15 protein-coding genes are annotated in these 14,269 nt (G+C 72.9%); 7 read left to right on the forward strand and 8 right to left on the reverse strand.

Translation table 11 applies throughout. The features are described 5' to 3' along the window. Positions 1 to 78: 78 nt before the first annotated feature. Both V5O40_RS05330 and V5O40_RS05335 read right to left on the reverse strand, forming a co-directional pair. A complete protein-coding gene (locus V5O40_RS05330; RefSeq protein WP_332904411.1) occupies positions 79 to 1,425 on the reverse strand; it encodes a YibE/F family protein in 1,347 nt (448 codons plus the stop codon). A gap of 275 nt (positions 1,426 to 1,700) precedes the next feature. Next, positions 1,701 to 1,997 (reverse strand): metal-sensitive transcriptional regulator, encoded by a 297-nt coding sequence (locus V5O40_RS05335; RefSeq protein WP_332904412.1) that lies wholly within the window; start codon positions 1,995 to 1,997, stop codon positions 1,701 to 1,703. Positions 1,998 to 2,106: 109 nt separating this feature from the next. On the opposite strand from V5O40_RS05335, the gene V5O40_RS05340 reads away from it, so the two are divergent. The 4 genes from V5O40_RS05340 to V5O40_RS05355 all read left to right on the forward strand — a co-directional run bounded on the left by V5O40_RS05340 (position 2,107) and on the right by V5O40_RS05355 (position 5,843). Then, positions 2,107 to 2,316, forward strand: a complete 210-nt coding sequence (locus tag V5O40_RS05340; protein WP_332904413.1) for a heavy-metal-associated domain-containing protein — start codon at positions 2,107 to 2,109, stop codon at positions 2,314 to 2,316. 32 nt (positions 2,317 to 2,348) lie between these two features. Next, the gene (locus V5O40_RS05345; RefSeq protein ID WP_332904414.1) at positions 2,349 to 3,338 is read left to right on the forward strand and encodes a hypothetical protein; all 990 of its coding nucleotides are present in this window, start codon (positions 2,349 to 2,351) and stop codon (positions 3,336 to 3,338) included. Positions 3,339 to 3,349: 11 nt separating this feature from the next. Then, positions 3,350 to 5,599, forward strand: coding sequence for a heavy metal translocating P-type ATPase (locus V5O40_RS05350; RefSeq protein ID WP_332904415.1), 2,250 nt, complete (start codon positions 3,350 to 3,352; stop codon positions 5,597 to 5,599). 70 nt (positions 5,600 to 5,669) lie between these two features. Next, positions 5,670 to 5,843, forward strand: coding sequence for a CsbD family protein (locus V5O40_RS05355; protein WP_269740151.1), 174 nt, complete (start codon positions 5,670 to 5,672; stop codon positions 5,841 to 5,843). A 57-nt stretch (positions 5,844 to 5,900) separates the two neighbouring features. Here V5O40_RS05355 and V5O40_RS05360 read toward each other — a convergent pair whose 3' ends face one another. Further along, positions 5,901 to 6,860, reverse strand: a complete 960-nt coding sequence (locus tag V5O40_RS05360) for a sensor histidine kinase (protein WP_332904416.1) — start codon at positions 6,858 to 6,860, stop codon at positions 5,901 to 5,903. Beyond that, complete coding sequence (locus V5O40_RS05365) at positions 6,857 to 7,702, reverse strand: MEDS domain-containing protein (RefSeq protein WP_332904417.1); 846 nt, start codon at positions 7,700 to 7,702, stop codon at positions 6,857 to 6,859. The genes V5O40_RS05360 and V5O40_RS05365 overlap by 4 nt, the downstream gene beginning before the upstream one ends. 117 nt (positions 7,703 to 7,819) lie before the next feature. Here V5O40_RS05365 and V5O40_RS05370 point away from each other — a divergent pair, with 117 nt between their 5' ends. Further along, positions 7,820 to 8,395 (forward strand): sigma-70 family RNA polymerase sigma factor, encoded by a 576-nt coding sequence (locus V5O40_RS05370; RefSeq protein WP_332904418.1) that lies wholly within the window; start codon positions 7,820 to 7,822, stop codon positions 8,393 to 8,395. An 11-nt stretch (positions 8,396 to 8,406) separates the two neighbouring features. Here V5O40_RS05370 and V5O40_RS05375 read toward each other — a convergent pair whose 3' ends face one another. Then, a complete protein-coding gene (locus V5O40_RS05375; RefSeq protein WP_332904419.1) occupies positions 8,407 to 9,243 on the reverse strand; it encodes a zf-HC2 domain-containing protein in 837 nt (278 codons plus the stop codon). Between the two features lie 119 nt (positions 9,244 to 9,362). Beyond that, entirely contained in the window at positions 9,363 to 9,989 is a 627-nt protein-coding gene (locus tag V5O40_RS05380; protein ID WP_332904420.1) for a universal stress protein, read from the reverse strand. 115 nt (positions 9,990 to 10,104) lie between these two features. Here V5O40_RS05380 and V5O40_RS05385 point away from each other — a divergent pair, with 115 nt between their 5' ends. Then, on the forward strand, positions 10,105 to 11,322 hold the full coding sequence (locus V5O40_RS05385; protein ID WP_332904421.1) for a D-arabinono-1,4-lactone oxidase: 1,218 nt from the start codon (positions 10,105 to 10,107) through the stop codon (positions 11,320 to 11,322). Continuing rightward, complete coding sequence (locus tag V5O40_RS05390) at positions 11,322 to 11,687, forward strand: sensory rhodopsin transducer (RefSeq protein WP_332904422.1); 366 nt, start codon at positions 11,322 to 11,324, stop codon at positions 11,685 to 11,687. The genes V5O40_RS05385 and V5O40_RS05390 overlap by 1 nt, the downstream gene beginning before the upstream one ends. A gap of 52 nt (positions 11,688 to 11,739) precedes the next feature. Here the strand turns inward: V5O40_RS05390 and V5O40_RS05395 are convergent, their stop codons facing one another. Both V5O40_RS05395 and V5O40_RS05400 read right to left on the reverse strand, forming a co-directional pair. After that, positions 11,740 to 13,353, reverse strand: coding sequence for an ABC transporter permease (locus V5O40_RS05395; protein WP_332904423.1), 1,614 nt, complete (start codon positions 13,351 to 13,353; stop codon positions 11,740 to 11,742). After that, complete coding sequence (locus V5O40_RS05400; protein WP_332904424.1) at positions 13,350 to 14,237, reverse strand: ABC transporter ATP-binding protein; 888 nt, start codon at positions 14,235 to 14,237, stop codon at positions 13,350 to 13,352. Before V5O40_RS05400 ends, V5O40_RS05395 begins: the two co-directional genes overlap by 4 nt. Positions 14,238 to 14,269: the final 32 nt, after the last annotated feature.

The following is a 14,269-nucleotide window of genomic DNA, read 5'->3' on the forward strand; positions in this document are numbered from 1 at the left end:
CGTCATTTCGTAATCGCTTTGAGTGACCAGCGACACGGTTTCGAGCCGCATCGGCAGGGGCGGTCACGTTGAGGAGTGTCACCATGTGGTGTCCGTGCTCCTGTCCGGGTCGGGCCACCCCGAGGGGGTGGCGGGGGACGTGTTTCGGGTGGGTGGGGTGCTCAGGGCGCGGAGCGCCTCGGCCCGGTCCGTCGCCGGCCGGGGGACCAGGGGGGTGGGTTCACCGGTGCGGGCACCGGCCTCGCCGCGTCCGGCGGTGGTGACGACCGCCGCCAGCGCCGTGGTCAGCGGCACCGCGGCGATCAGCCCGAGCGTGGCCACCACGCTGCGGACGATCTCCGTGGTGAGGAACTCGCTGGTCACGATCTGGCCCAGCGCGCGGGAGTCCGCGGTCAGCAGGAGCAGCAGTGGCAGCGAGGCCCCGGCGTACGCCAGCACGATGGTGTTCACCACCGAGGCGATGTGGGCCCGCCCGACCCGGGTGGCCGAGCGGTACAGCTCCCGGCGGGAGAGGTTCGGGTTGGCGTGACGCAGTTCGTTGACCGCGGCGGCCTGGGTGACCGTGACGTCGTCGAGCACGCCCAGCGAGCCGATGATGATGCCGGCCAGCAGCAGGCCGTGCAGGTCGACATCCCCCCGGAACATGGACAGGGTGGTGGCGTCCTCGCTGCCGAATCCGGTCAGGTGGGTGGCCCCGGTGGCGGCCAGCCCGAGCAGCCCGGTGAGGACCAGACTGGCGAGCGTGCCGAGCACGGCCACCGAGGTCTGCGCGGAGATGCCGTGGGTCAGATACAGCACCACGAACATGATCAACGAGGCGCCGACGATGGCGACCGCGAGCGGCGGCCGGCCGGCGCTGATGCCGGGCAGCACGAAGGTCAGCAGGATCGCGAAGCTGGCCGCCAGGCCGCCCAGCGCCGCCAGGCCCCGTAGCCGCCCGAAGGCGACGATGGCGGCGGCGAAGAGCACGGCCAGCCACACCAGCGGCTTGCCGCGCTGGTGTTCGGCGATGTTGTAGGTGCTGATCGACGGATCCTCCGGGTCGATGAGCGAGACCAGGATGATGTCGTCGCCGACGTCGACGCGGGGTGCCCCCGGCCCGGCCGGGATGGGCGTCTGCACCTCCTGGCCGGCGTCCGGGCCGGTCTGCACCCGCACGGTGACCGTGCCGCAGGGGCCCGCCGCGGTTGTCGGGGTGCCCTCGGGCACTGCCGGGTTGGACGGGCAGGGCTCGCTCACCACCCGGGTGACCGTGCCGTGGTAGCGGGGGGCGTCGTCGGTGGCCTCGGGACGTGGGGCGTCCCGGGGCCAGAGCACGATCGCGGCGACCAGGGTGGCGAGGAAGAGGGGCACCACCGTCACGACGAGGATCCGCCGCACCCCGGGCGGGGTGGGCGGAGCGGAACGGGTGTGGTCGGCGCCCATTCAGTGTCTCCCAACGATTCCAGGGCTGAGTACGTGTCGATGGGCGAGACGGTTCAGTGCCGCCGGAGGACCGTGTCGAGGGGCAGCCCGAATGGCCGGAAGGTGGCGGGGCGGCTGCGTACCGTGAGCTGGGGAGGGGTTCGCGACGGCGGCGGGGGCGGGTGCCCGCCAGCGACCTCGGGCCGCGCGGCACGGATTTCGGCTGGCCATCGTGTGCGAATGGTAACCAGCCCGACCTCCCGACGCCGCTCGCGAGGGTATGTCGGCGGGTCGGGTCAGCCGCGCTTCATGAGCCGGCCCACGGCGGCCATCATCTCGGACGCCATCTCGTCGGCGCGCCCCTCGGCGGCACCTTCGTGCATGCAGTGCCGGGCGTGCCCGTCGAGCAGGCCGAGGGCGACCTTGTCCAGCGCGGCCTGGATGGCGGAGATCTGGGTGAGCACGTCGATGCAGTAGCGATCGTCGTCGACCATCTTCTCGATGCCGCGCACCTGGCCCTCCACGCGGCGCAACCGGGCCAGGAGTTGGTCCTTGCTGGCGGTGTAGCCACGGACCGGCGCGGGTGTGCTCATGCCGACAAGAATAACCTACCCCCAGGGGGTATGGTACGGTCGATGCCGGAGATACCCCCGGTGGGTATCGGGTGGTGGCCCACCCTGGCGAACTGGTGAGGAGAGTCGCATGGTCAGCACGACGTACCAGGTGCAGGGCATGACCTGCGGGCACTGTGTCAACGCGGTCAGCACCGAGCTCGGTGCGATCGAGGGAGTCAGCGACGTCCAGGTCGACCTGGCCACCGGTCAGGTGACCGTCACCAGCGACCAACCGCTCTCCGGCGACGCGGTGCGTGCCGCCGTGGACGAGGCCGGATACGAGCTGGTCGGCGTCTGAGCCGGCCGACAGGCGGAACCGAGGAGTCGACCATGAACACGGCGACGAAGCTGAGCGGCTTCGCGCTCGGCCTGGCGGCGGTCTTCGGCGCGGCGTACGGGGTGGGGCAGCTGACCGGCCCGGTGAACGTGCTCGCCGCCGACCACGACAGTGCGGGCACCGGTCACGGGGGCGACGTCCGCGCCCAGGGCGACACCGGGCGAGCGGCGGGGACGGTCGGGGAAGGGGAGGCTGGGCACCTGCCCGGCGGCCTGCTCGTCTCCGACCGTGGCTACACCCTGGTGCCGGTCGACGCGCCGCCGGGTGAGTTCGCGTTCCGGATCACCGGCCCCGACGGCCGGCCGGTGACCGGATTCGACGTCAGCCACGACGAACGGATGCACCTCATCGTGGCCCGCCGCGACCTGTCCGGCTTCCGGCACGTGCATCCGGAGCTGGCCGGAGACGGTACCTGGCGGATCGCCTCGCCGCTGGACTCCCCGGGTGTGTGGCGGGCCTTCGCGGACTTCACCCAGACCGGCGGTGACCCCATGACGCTCGGCGTCGACGTGACCGTCCCCGGGACGTTGACCGAGCGTGAGCTGCCCGCTCCGGCGAGCAGCGCCACCGTCGACGGTTACACGGTCACCCTCGCCGGCACCCCACGGCCCGGGCACCCCACCACGCTGACGCTCACCGTCAGCCGCGACGGCACGCCGGTGACCGATCTGGAGCCGTATCTCGGCGCGTACGGTCACCTGGTCGCGCTGCGCCGGGGCGACCTGGCCTACCTGCACGTACACCCCGAGGGCACCCCGGGAGACGGGCGGACCGCCTCCGGACCTCGGGTCAGCTTCGCCACCGAGTTCCCCTCGGCCGGGGCGTACCGGCTCTACCTCGACTTCCGGCACCGGGGCGTGGTGCATACCGCCGAGTTCACGGTGCGGGTCGGTGACCCGGGCGGTGCCGCAGCGCCGACCGACGGGCACGCCACCCCCGGTCCCGAGGACGGGCACGGCAGCCCCGGGCACGGGCACGACTGACGGGACGAACCATGAGCACGAGCCGACCCCTGACCGCCGCGCCGCACCTGATCGAGCTGGCCATCGGCGGGATGACCTGCGCGTCCTGCGCCGCCCGGATCGAGAAGAAGCTCAACCGGATGGACGGCGTACGGGCCACCGTCAACTACGCCACCGAGAAGGCGACGGTCTCCTACGCCGCCCCGGTCACCCCGGACGACCTGGTCGCCACGGTCGAGAAGACCGGCTACCAGGCCAGCCTGCCGCCACCGCCCACCCCGGCCGGGCCGGCAGTCGCCGAACCGGTGGACCCGCTGCCCGCCCTGCGTACCCGGTTGTGGGTCTCGGTGGCGCTGAGCGTCCCGGTGATCGTGTTGGCCATGGTGCCGGCCTGGCAGTTCACCTACTGGCAGTGGCTGTCGCTGACCCTGGCCGCCCCGGTGGTGGTCTACGGCGGGCTGCCCTTCCACCGGGCCGCGCTGGTCAACCTGCGGCACGGCGCCGCGACCATGGACACCCTGGTGTCGCTGGGCACGCTGGCCGCCCTGGGCTGGTCGGTGTGGGCGCTGTTCCTCGGCACCGCCGGCACCCCGGGAATGACCCATCCGTTCAGTTTCGACATCGGCCGCACCGACGGCTCCGGCAACATCTATCTGGAGGCGGCCGCCGGGGTGACCACATTCATCCTCGCCGGCCGTTACTTCGAGGCGCGGGCGAAGCGAACCGCCGGGGCGGCCCTGCGGGCGCTGCTGGAACTGGGCGCCCGGGACGTGTCCGTGCTCCGTGACGGGGTGGAGACCCGGATACCGGTGGACCAGCTCGTGGTGGGCGACCGCTTCGTGGTGCGGCCCGGCGAGAAGATCGCCACCGACGGGACGGTGGAGGAGGGCTCCTCGGCGGTCGACGCCAGCCTGGTCACCGGCGAGTCGGTACCGGTCGAGGTGGCAACTGGTGACGCGGTGATCGGCGGCTGCGTCAACGCCGGTGGGCGACTGGTGGTCACCGCGACCCGGGTCGGTGCCGACACCCAGCTCGCCCAGATGGCCCGCCTGGTCGAGCAGGCGCAGAGCGGCAAGGCCGCCGCCCAGCGGCTCGCCGATCGGATCTCCGGGGTCTTCGTGCCGGTCGTGATCGCGCTGGCCGCCGGCACGCTCGGCTGGTGGCTGGGTGCCGGTGCCGGACCGGCCGCCGCGTTCACCGCCGCCGTGGCAGTGCTGATCATCGCCTGTCCGTGCGCCCTCGGTCTGGCCACACCGACCGCGTTGCTGGTCGGCACCGGCCGTGGCGCACAGCTCGGCGTACTGATCAAGGGGCCCGAGGCGCTGGAGTCCACCCGGCGGTTGGACACCGTGGTGCTCGACAAGACCGGCACCGTGACCACCGGCCGGATGAGTCTGCTCGCGGTGACCCCGGCCGGCGGCGAGCGACGCGACGAGGTGCTGCGGTTGGCCGCCGCCCTGGAGAGCGGCTCGGAGCACCCGGTCGCCCGGGCGGTGGTGGCCGGGGCCGCCGAGGTCGGCGCGCTGCCGCCGGTCACCGACTTCGCCAACGTGGCCGGACTGGGCGTCTCCGGCACCGTGGACGGCCGTCAGGTGCTGCTCGGCCGGGGCCGGCTGCTGCGCGAGCGGGGTCTGGTCGTACCGGACGACCTTGCCGGGGCGGCGACCGACGCGGAGGCGGCGGGGCGTACGGCGGTGCTGGTGGGCTGGGACGGCCGGGCCCGGGGCCTGCTCGCCGTCGCCGACCAGGTGAAGCCGACCAGTCGGGAGGCGGTACGGCGGCTGCGCGCGCTCGGCCTGTCACCGGTGCTGCTCACCGGTGACAACGCCACGGTCGCCCGGGCGGTGGCCGCCGAGGTGGGCGTCGACGAGGTGATCGCGGAGGTGCTGCCGACGGAGAAGGTCGAGGTGGTCGCCCGGTTGCAGGGCGAGGGCCGGGTGGTCGCGATGGTCGGCGACGGGGTCAACGATGCCGCCGCGCTGGCCCGGGCGGATCTCGGCCTGGCGATGGGCACCGGCACCGACGTGGCGATCGAGGCGTCCGACCTGACTCTCGTCCGGGACGACCTGCTGGCCGCGGTGGACGCCATCCGGCTGGCCCGCAACACCCTCGGCACCATCAAGGGCAACCTGTTCTGGGCGTTCGCCTACAACGTGGCGGCCCTGCCGCTGGCCGCCGCCGGGCTGCTCAACCCGATGATCGCGGGAGCGGCGATGGCGTTCTCGTCGGTGTTCGTGGTGGCCAACAGCCTCCGGCTGCGCCGGTTCCGCGCGGTTTCCTGAATTTCCGGTTGGTTACCGCCCGGCTGGGTACCTGACTGCACGTAGCGACAGGCACCCCCGGGAGGCTGACATGGGCGTCGAGGACAAGTTCAACAACACCGCCGAGAACACCGGTGGCAAGATCAAGGAAGGCGTGGGTCGCGCCACCGACGACGAGCAGCTGGAGGCCGAGGGTCGTGGCGACCAGATGAGCGCCAACCTCAAGCAGGCCGGCGAGAAGATCAAGGACGCGTTCCGCAAGTAGTCAGGTACGCGGCACGGACGCCGGGTCGGCTCACGCCGGCCCGGCGTCGCACTGTGCTCAGGCGCCCAACGGCCGGCCGCCGGTGAGTCGCAGGGTGAACCCCTCGGCGTCGCGATGGTAGGTGACGTGGTTGCAGGACTGGTGGGTGATCCACAGGCCCAACCCGCCCGGCGTCCCGTTGACCGACGGCAGCAGCCCGGCGTACGGATCCTGCGGCCCGGTACCGGCATCGCTGACGGTGGCCACGATCCGGTCCGCGCCCAGCCACAACCGGAACCGGACCGGGGGACGGCCGTGCCGCAGCCCATTGGTGACGGTTTCGCTGACGGCGACGACGAAGTCGTCGAACTCGTCGTCGGGTAGCCCGCCCTGGCCGGCCTGGTGCACGGCCGCGCGAGCCTGCGCCGCCGTCGGGTCGAGCAGATCGACAAGGGGCGGGGCCGCCTGGATCGGGTCGGGTGGCATCGGGCGCACCTGGCGGAGGAACGTCTCCGGGGCGACGTAGTCGCCACTCGGCACGTGCCGCCCGTCCGGGGTGGCGAAGCAGGGGTGGGTGGCGGCGACGTCGGCCAGCACGCCGGGTGCGGTGGTCCGGGTGTCGTACGCGCACATGCTCCACAACGGCCAGTCGTCGTATGCGCGGTTGATCGCCGACTCGTACCGGGCCCACCAGTCCCAGGTGGGGCCGAGACCGAGCGACGGCACCTCACCGATGATCCGGATCTGGGTGGCGCCGTCGGCGACCAGGTCGGCGAGGAGTTGGCGGTACATCCGGATGGCGGCGGTGGGCCGGCCGTAGACGTCACCGCCGGACAGGAACTCGACCTTCGTGTCGGCGGGCAACGCGGCGCGGACCAGGTTGCCGGTGCGTTCGCCGAGGGCGACGAACGTGGGCTCGTTCGCCTCGACGCCGCCGACCAGGAACGGCACCACGACGGCCAGCAGTTCCGCGTCGGAGCCGTAACAGACAGCCTCGTGGAGATAGCCGGTGTGCCCGGCGGCCGCACCGGTCCTCACCGGGCCACCTCCACCCGCAGGTCGGGCAGGTCCAGCAGGGCGGCGAGCCGGGCCACCCCGGGGCGGGCGGCCCGCAGCACGACGGTCGCGTGCCGGTCCCGGGCGTACTCGCTCAGGTGGATGAGCGCCCGATGGTCGAGGAAGCGGAGCCCGTGGGCGTCCAGCACCAGTTCGTTGTCGACGGGTCGCAGGTCCGCGCGGTCGAGGGCGGTGCGGAACAGGTCGTGGTTGGACGGGTCCAGCTCACCGGCGAGCGCGGTCTGTCCCTGGCTCAGCGGCACGGCGTACAACCGGAACAGCAGCTGGCCGAGGTTGTGTTCCGGGTGCAGGCAGGCCAGCTCGGCGACCGCCGGCTCACCCAGCCGCGAGCGGTCGTACGCGCACATGGCCCGGAACGCCTCGGTGCGCATCATCTCGTTCACCCGATGCTCGTAACGGGCGAACGCGTCGCGCTGAGCGGGGGTGCGGACCAGTTCGGTGGCGTCGGCGGCCACCCGCAGGCCGGTGTATCCGTCGGCCACCGCCTCCCGGGTGGCGTTGCGGTAGGCCGCGACCTGACTCGCCGGGTCGATCGTCGCCGTGCTGCCGTACGCCCCGTCGAGGGAGCGGACCTGGGCGGCACCCGTCAGCAGCGCGTCGGCGAAATCCCGGGCACCGAGCAACTGGTCCCGGACCGGCTCGGCGGGACCGGAGACGATGAGCCACACCCGCTCGCCGGCCGCCAAACCGTCGCGTAGGAACTCCACGGCATGGGTCACGAACCCGGCCGGGTCGTCATAGGCCCAGCACAGGTGCCGGTACCGCGGCTGCTGGTCAGTCAGCACGGCACTCCGCTCGCTCACGTGAGGTGCCCCATCAGTGCAGTCTACGGCGTCGTCCGAGGCGGGTCCGAACTGCGACTCCTCCGATTGTCGGTCCGGCCGGGAACCAACCGGCGGTTTCGACCGACCAATACGGCGATGACAGCCGTGACCGACGACATCAGCGAACATGCGCTTGCCGCGGGCCGGGGCGACCAAGCCGCCGCGGCGGCTTTCGTGCGGGCCACGCAGCACGACGTACGGCGGTTCCTGTCCCACCTGCCCGGCGTCCGGGAGGTCGACGACCTGGTCCAGGAGACGTACCTGCGGGCCTGGCGGGCACTGCCGTCGTTCGCGGGTCGGTCCACGGCACGGACCTGGCTGCTGGCCATCGCCCGCCGGGTCGCGGTGGACCAGGTACGCGCCGCCACCTGCCGGCCACGGACCGCGAACCTCGGCGACTGGCAGGCCGCCGCCGAGAGCACCCCGACCGGAGTGCGCGCCGGGGTGGACGAGCAGGTGGTGCTGCGTCGGCTGCTCGACGGCCTCGCGCCCGAGCGTCGGGAGGCGTTCGTGACGACCCAACTGCTCGGCCTGTCGTACGCCGAGGCCGCGAAGGTGTGTGACGTGCCGGTCGGCACCATCCGGTCCCGCGTGGCCCGGGCCCGGGAGGACCTGGTCACGGCGTTCAGGTCGGCCGAGCAGCCGACCGACCGCCCCGGTGCCGCCAGCTGAGCCGTTCGTCGTCAGGCGGCCCGCCGCTGGTCATGGCTGCCGTCGCCCCGGCCGGCACCGCTGCCGGACCAGGCCGGCCCGTGGTGCGCCTGAGCCGAGTACGGCGGCAGCAGCCGCAGCGGAGCGGGCTCGTCGATCTCGTCGAGGCGTAGCCGCCAGCGGGACCGCTCCGGTTGGTGCCGGTCGCCCGGTTCGCCGGGCTGGCGGGAGCTGCGCGCCAGCAGCACCGTGATCAGGTAACCGACCACCAGGAAACCGTGGCTCACCAGCCGTTGCACCTCGACCTGCGAGGCGACGAGGTCGTTGACCGACAGCAGCACCAGGGTCACCACGAAGGCGCCGAGCATCGGCAGCAGCCCGGACGGCGAGGTGCGGCGCAACGCGACGAAGAGGAACCCCGCGCCGACCGCGACGTTCCAGGCGGCGGACTCGTGCCACAGGTGCTGGCCGGTGGAGTGCAGGTGCTCGGCGGCCCCGGTCCGGCCGATCTGCGCCAGCCCGAGCACCAGTTGCACGGCACCGAGCAGCCCCAGGGCGGCGCGCAGCGCGTTGACCAGGGTGAGCCGCCGGCTGGCTGCCGACCACAAGCGTCCCGGCATCCCGATGCGGGCGAGCCTGCGACGCCCTCGCTCTGGCGGCGGCGCGGCGGCGAGGATCGCCTCGGTCAGATCCGGCTGCGCGGTCACCACCCGGGTACGCGCCCGGCGGGTCACTCTCGCCGCCGAGTCCAGCCAGGTCCGGCAACCGGCGCACGTCTCCAGGTGCTCGCCGACCCTGCGCTGCTCGTCCGCCGTGACCTCACCGTCCAACTCCGCCGACAGAATCTCCCGCCACTGCTCACACCGCATGTACCAATAGTCGCTCCCCGGGCCGGCATGGTTCCCGGCCGGGATCGACGGAACCGGCCGACGCCGAGGTCAGCGCCGCTCAGGTGCTGCTCGGTGCGGTGCGAGGTCTTTCGTCGACGTCATCGACCGGGCAGGCTGCCGAGCAGCACGGCCCGCGTCGACCGGTGGCTGAGACCCTCGGCGACGCTGCCGAGCAAGCGGTCACCGATCCCGTGTCCGTGTCGGCCGACCACCAGCAGGTCCACCTCTCGGTCGTCGGCGACCGTGAGCAGGGCGTCGACGGGATGGCCGGTGACGATCACGGTGGTGGGCCGAGGCAGCCCCTCGGGCAGCCCGGCGGCCCGCTCGTCGATCATGCGGCGGGCCCGCTCGTGCTCCCGCCGGGACTCGGCGTCGGACAGGTCTGGGCTGGTGACGGTGACCAGGACGAGTTCGCTGGTGCTTCCGGTGAGGGCGCGGGCGATGGCACGCAGCGCCCGGTCGGAGTGCTCGGAGCCGTCCACGCCGACCAGCACGCGCAGCCCGGTGCCGACCGCCTCGGACGGTCGGTGGCGTACGTCGACCACGTGCGGACGGGCCCGGCCCCGCTCGACGGCGATCGGCACGAACAGCGGCCCGAGCAGCGCACCCACCAGATACCAGAGCGGGCTGCGGTGCCCGCCACGAGTGACGAAGAGCGCCGCCGTGCCCAGACCGACGGCCAGCCACAACACCGCCACCAGCCCCAGATACCACCACTCAGACACGGCACACCTCGCCGAGGATTCGGCGCGTGGACGCGGTCAGGACGGCCATACCCAGGACTACCCCACCAGACCGCGGGTAAGCGCACGATTCGTCCGCCGCGAGGAGGTTGCCGGGGTGCCGCGTCCGTTCGTCAACTGGTCCGGCAGTCTGACCTTCACCCCGTCCGGCTACGCCGAGCCGGCCGACGAGGACGAGGTACGCGAGCTGGTGTTACGGGCCCGCGAGTCGGGACACACGCTGCGCCCGGTCGGCTCTGGCCACTCGTCGAGCCCGCTGGTGCGTACCGACGGCACCCTGGTCAGCCTGCATCGGATGGCCGGTGTGATCGACAAGGCCGGCGACCGGGCCACCGTCCGGGGCGGTAGCCGACTCAAGGAACTGGGCGAGGGCCTCTACAAGGCCGGGCTGGCGATGGAGAACCTCGGCGACGTGGACTACCAGTCGATCGCCGGGGCCACCGCCACCGGTACCCACGGCACCGGCCTCGGCTTCGGCAACCTCTCCACCCAGGTGTCGGAGGTACGTCTCGTCACGGGCACCGGCGAGGTGCTGAACGTCTCCGCCACGAGCAACAGTGAGCTGCTGCCCGCCGCCCGGCTCTCCCTCGGCGCACTGGGCGTGATCACCCAGCTCACCCTCGACCTGGAGGCCAGCTACGAGTTGCGCCGACGCTCCTGGTGCGCCCCGATCGAGTGGACCCTCGACCACCTGGCCGAGTTGCAGCACACCAACCGCAACATCGACTTCTACTGGTACCCGCGCAGCGACCTCACCCAGATCCGCACCATGAACCGGGTCGACGGGGTGGCCGCGCGGTCGACGTGGGCGGCCCGTCGGGTGCCGGAGTGGAACGGGTGGCAGGAGCCCAGGGAACTGGAGGTCGGACCGACCCACGACACCATCCCGCAGCACCGGGATCTGCGCTTCGAGGAGATCGAGTACATGCTCCCGTCGGAGGCGTTCCCGGCCTGCTTCGCGGAAGTCCGGCGCCGGATCCTGAACCGACACCGGCGGACCGTCGGCTGGCGGGTACTGGTCCGCAGCATCGCCGCCGACGACATCTGGCTCAGCAACGCGTACGGTCGCACCACCACCACCATCGCCTGCCTGCACAACGCCGCACTGCCGTACGAGGAGTACTTCCGGGACATGGAGGCCGTCTTCCGGCAGTACGGCGGACGACCGCACTGGGGCAAGAAGCACTGGATGACCGCCGGCGACCTGCGCCCACTCTTTCCCCGATGGGACGACTTCCAGGTGGCCCGCCGCCGCCTCGACCCGGACGGAGTGTTCCTCACCCCGGACCTGGCCCGACTGCTGGAGGAGGCGTGATGTCCCAGGTGTGGGCGGTGCCGGGTGGCCACGTGCCGTTCGGTGGCACCGGCGGCGAGCCGCAGTTCACCAGCTTCGACAAGTTGTGCGTGTTGAACACCACCGACTCGGTGGCGGAGGTGAGCCTGCACTTCTACTACGAGGACGCCGAACCGGTCGGGCCGTACCGGTTCGCCGTCGGTGCCCGACGGATCCGGCACGTACGGATCAACGACCTGATCGATCCGGAAGCCGTCCGCCTCGATCGCCCGTACGGCTGCGTGCTCACCTCACCGGTGCCGGTGGTGGTGCAGTTCCTTCGGCAGGACACCCGCTTGCCGGGCACGGTGGCCCTCACCGGGACCATGGCCCACCCCGTCGGCTAGCCGAGGAACGTCTCGGCGTCCGGTGGGCGCGCCAAGGCCGGCTGCGGCGCGGTCATCCCAGCAGGTCGCGACGGCGGTTGCCGAGCCGGCCGAGGGCGGCGGCGGCGATCGCGATCGCGATCATGACGCCCGCCGCCGTCCAGTCGGGTGACTCGGCCGGAACCGCCGCCAGGTGGGCGAACGGTGAGCTGGCGGCCACCCATCCGGGCAGGTCGACACTGTCGGCGAGCACGTGGAGCAGGAAGCCGCCGACAGCGGGTAGCACGCCGACGGCCGCGGTGGCCCGGGGCAGCCAACCGAGCGCGAGTGTCGCCGCACCGAGGCAGAGCAGTACGACCGGCAGCACGTTCCAGGTGCCGGCCAGGGCCGCGGTCAGCGGCAGCGGAGCGTTCACCAGAGCGGCACCGAGCCAGGTCGCCGTCGCCGCCACGGTGACGAGGACGGCCACCCCGGCGAAGGTGGCCAGCGTCTCGGCGGTCAGCAGCCGGTTGCGGCGGACCGGCTGTGCGTACAGCGACGTCAACCGGCCGTCCGTCTCGGCGGCCACGAACTCGGCGAGCCGGGACGCGGCGAAGACCCCGACCGGCACGGCGAGCAGGACGAACAGGGATGAGGTGTAGCCGCGTACGCTGCCCAACTCGGTGAAGCCGGCCTGGGCGGCCAGTTCGGCGAAGCGCGGATTGTCCGCCAGGAAGCGGCTCATCGACGTCGCCAGCAGCCCGATCAGCAGGAAGTACGCGCCGATGCCGGCGGACCAGCCGGCCAGCGGGCGCGCCATCCGGCGTACCGCGAAACCGTCGATCGTGCCCAGCAGCAGCGTGCGGGGCGGCCGGCCGGCCGGCGGGGCGACCAGCCCGGCCCGCACGTCGCGGCGTCCGGCCAGCGTCATCGCCGCCGCACCGAGCAGGAGCGCGGCACCGGCGAGCACGAGCAGCGGCAGCAGCCGGTCGTCGTGGTAGGGGCGGACGAGGGCGAGCAGCCCGTACGGCGACAGCCAGCGCAACCACCCCAGCGCGGCGACGCCGTCGCCGACCATCCGGGCCAGCAGCCCGACGCCGAGCACGGCCAGGGCCGACCCGCTCGCCCCGGCCCGGGTGGGCATCACCTGCGCGCTCACCAACGCGGTCGACACGGCGAACAGGGCGACCAGCACGAGACCGGCCGCGTACCGGAGAGCGCCACCCGGTGGTGTGCCGGCCGCGACGAGCACGACGCCCGCCGCGCCGCCGGCGGTCACCACGGCGGCGGCCAGGACGGCGAGGTGCCGACCGAGCACGGTCGGCACCGCCAACCGGCCGGCCAGCAGGAGGTCCCACCGGCCGCTCTCCTCCTCGCCCCGGGTGACCCGGGTGGTGGCGAGCACCCCCCACACCGAGAGCAGGACGGCCAGTACGGTGCCGGTCCGCCAGACGGTGAACCCACCGGGGGTGTCCAGCGCGAACGGTTCGCCGAAGAGAGTGCGGACCGCCGGGTTCTCGGCGAGGGTGGCCAGCGCGGCGGCGTCGAGCGCGGTGCCGGCCGTGCTCTCGTACCCGGCGACGACGACGGCGGTGACGCCGGCCGCCACCGCGGACACGACGAGCGTGGGTCGGCGGACCTGGCGCAGCGCGAGCCGGGTGACGGCGGCCCGGGCGGCACCCGCGTCACCGGCTCCGATGGCGCTCATCGGCCCTCCTCGCCGTAGTAGTCGAGGAAGATCTCCTCCAGCGTGGGCTCGCGCATGGTGAGCGTGGTGACGTCCGCCGCCGCCAGGGCCCGCAGGGCCGGGCCGGGCGGCCCGGTGAGGGTGAACCGCAGCGCGGCCCCGTCGGCCTGAACGCCGTCGACCCCTGCCACGTCGGTCAACTCGGGCACGGGACCGGCGAACCGCACCAGCACCTCGGTGCGGTGCAGCCGACGCAACTCGGGCATGGTGGCGACCTCGACGAGGCGTCCGGCCCGCAGGATGCCCACCCGGTCGCAGACGGCCTCCACCTCCGCCAGTTGATGGGAGGAGAGGAACACCGTGCTCCCGGCGTCGCGGGCCTCGACCACGGCGCGGCGGAACTCGCGCTCCATCAGCGGGTCCAGACCAGCGGTCGGTTCGTCCAGCACGAGCAGCGGCGCGCGGGTGGCGAACGCGGCGACCAGCGCCACCTTCTGCCGGTTGCCGGTGGAGTAGGCCCGCCCCGGCTTCGACAGGTCGAGTGCGAACCGCGCCACCAGTTCGTCGCGGTAGGCGACGTCGACGCCGGGGCCGGTCGAGCCGAGCAGCTCCAGGATCTCCGCGCCGGTCAGCTGCGGCCACAGCGTCACATCGGCCGGAACGTAGGCGATCCGCTGGTGTGCCGTGGCCACCGCGGCGGCGGGAGTTCCGAAGATCTGCGCCTGTCCGGCGGTCGGACGAGCCAGGCCGAGCAGCAGCCGGATGGTGGTGGACTTGCCCGCGCCGTTGGGACCCAGGAAGCCGAACACCTCGCCGGCGGTGACGGTCAGGTTCAGATCGTCGAGGGCGAGCAGCGAACCGTAGCGCTTGGTCAGGTGCTCGGTGCGGATGGCGGGCGGCTGCACGGCGGCCTCCGTGGGATGAGGGACACGACCGC

It is taken from the genome of Micromonospora palythoicola, from assembly GCF_036689795.1.
Classification (GTDB): domain Bacteria; phylum Actinomycetota; class Actinomycetes; order Mycobacteriales; family Micromonosporaceae; genus Micromonospora; species Micromonospora palythoicola.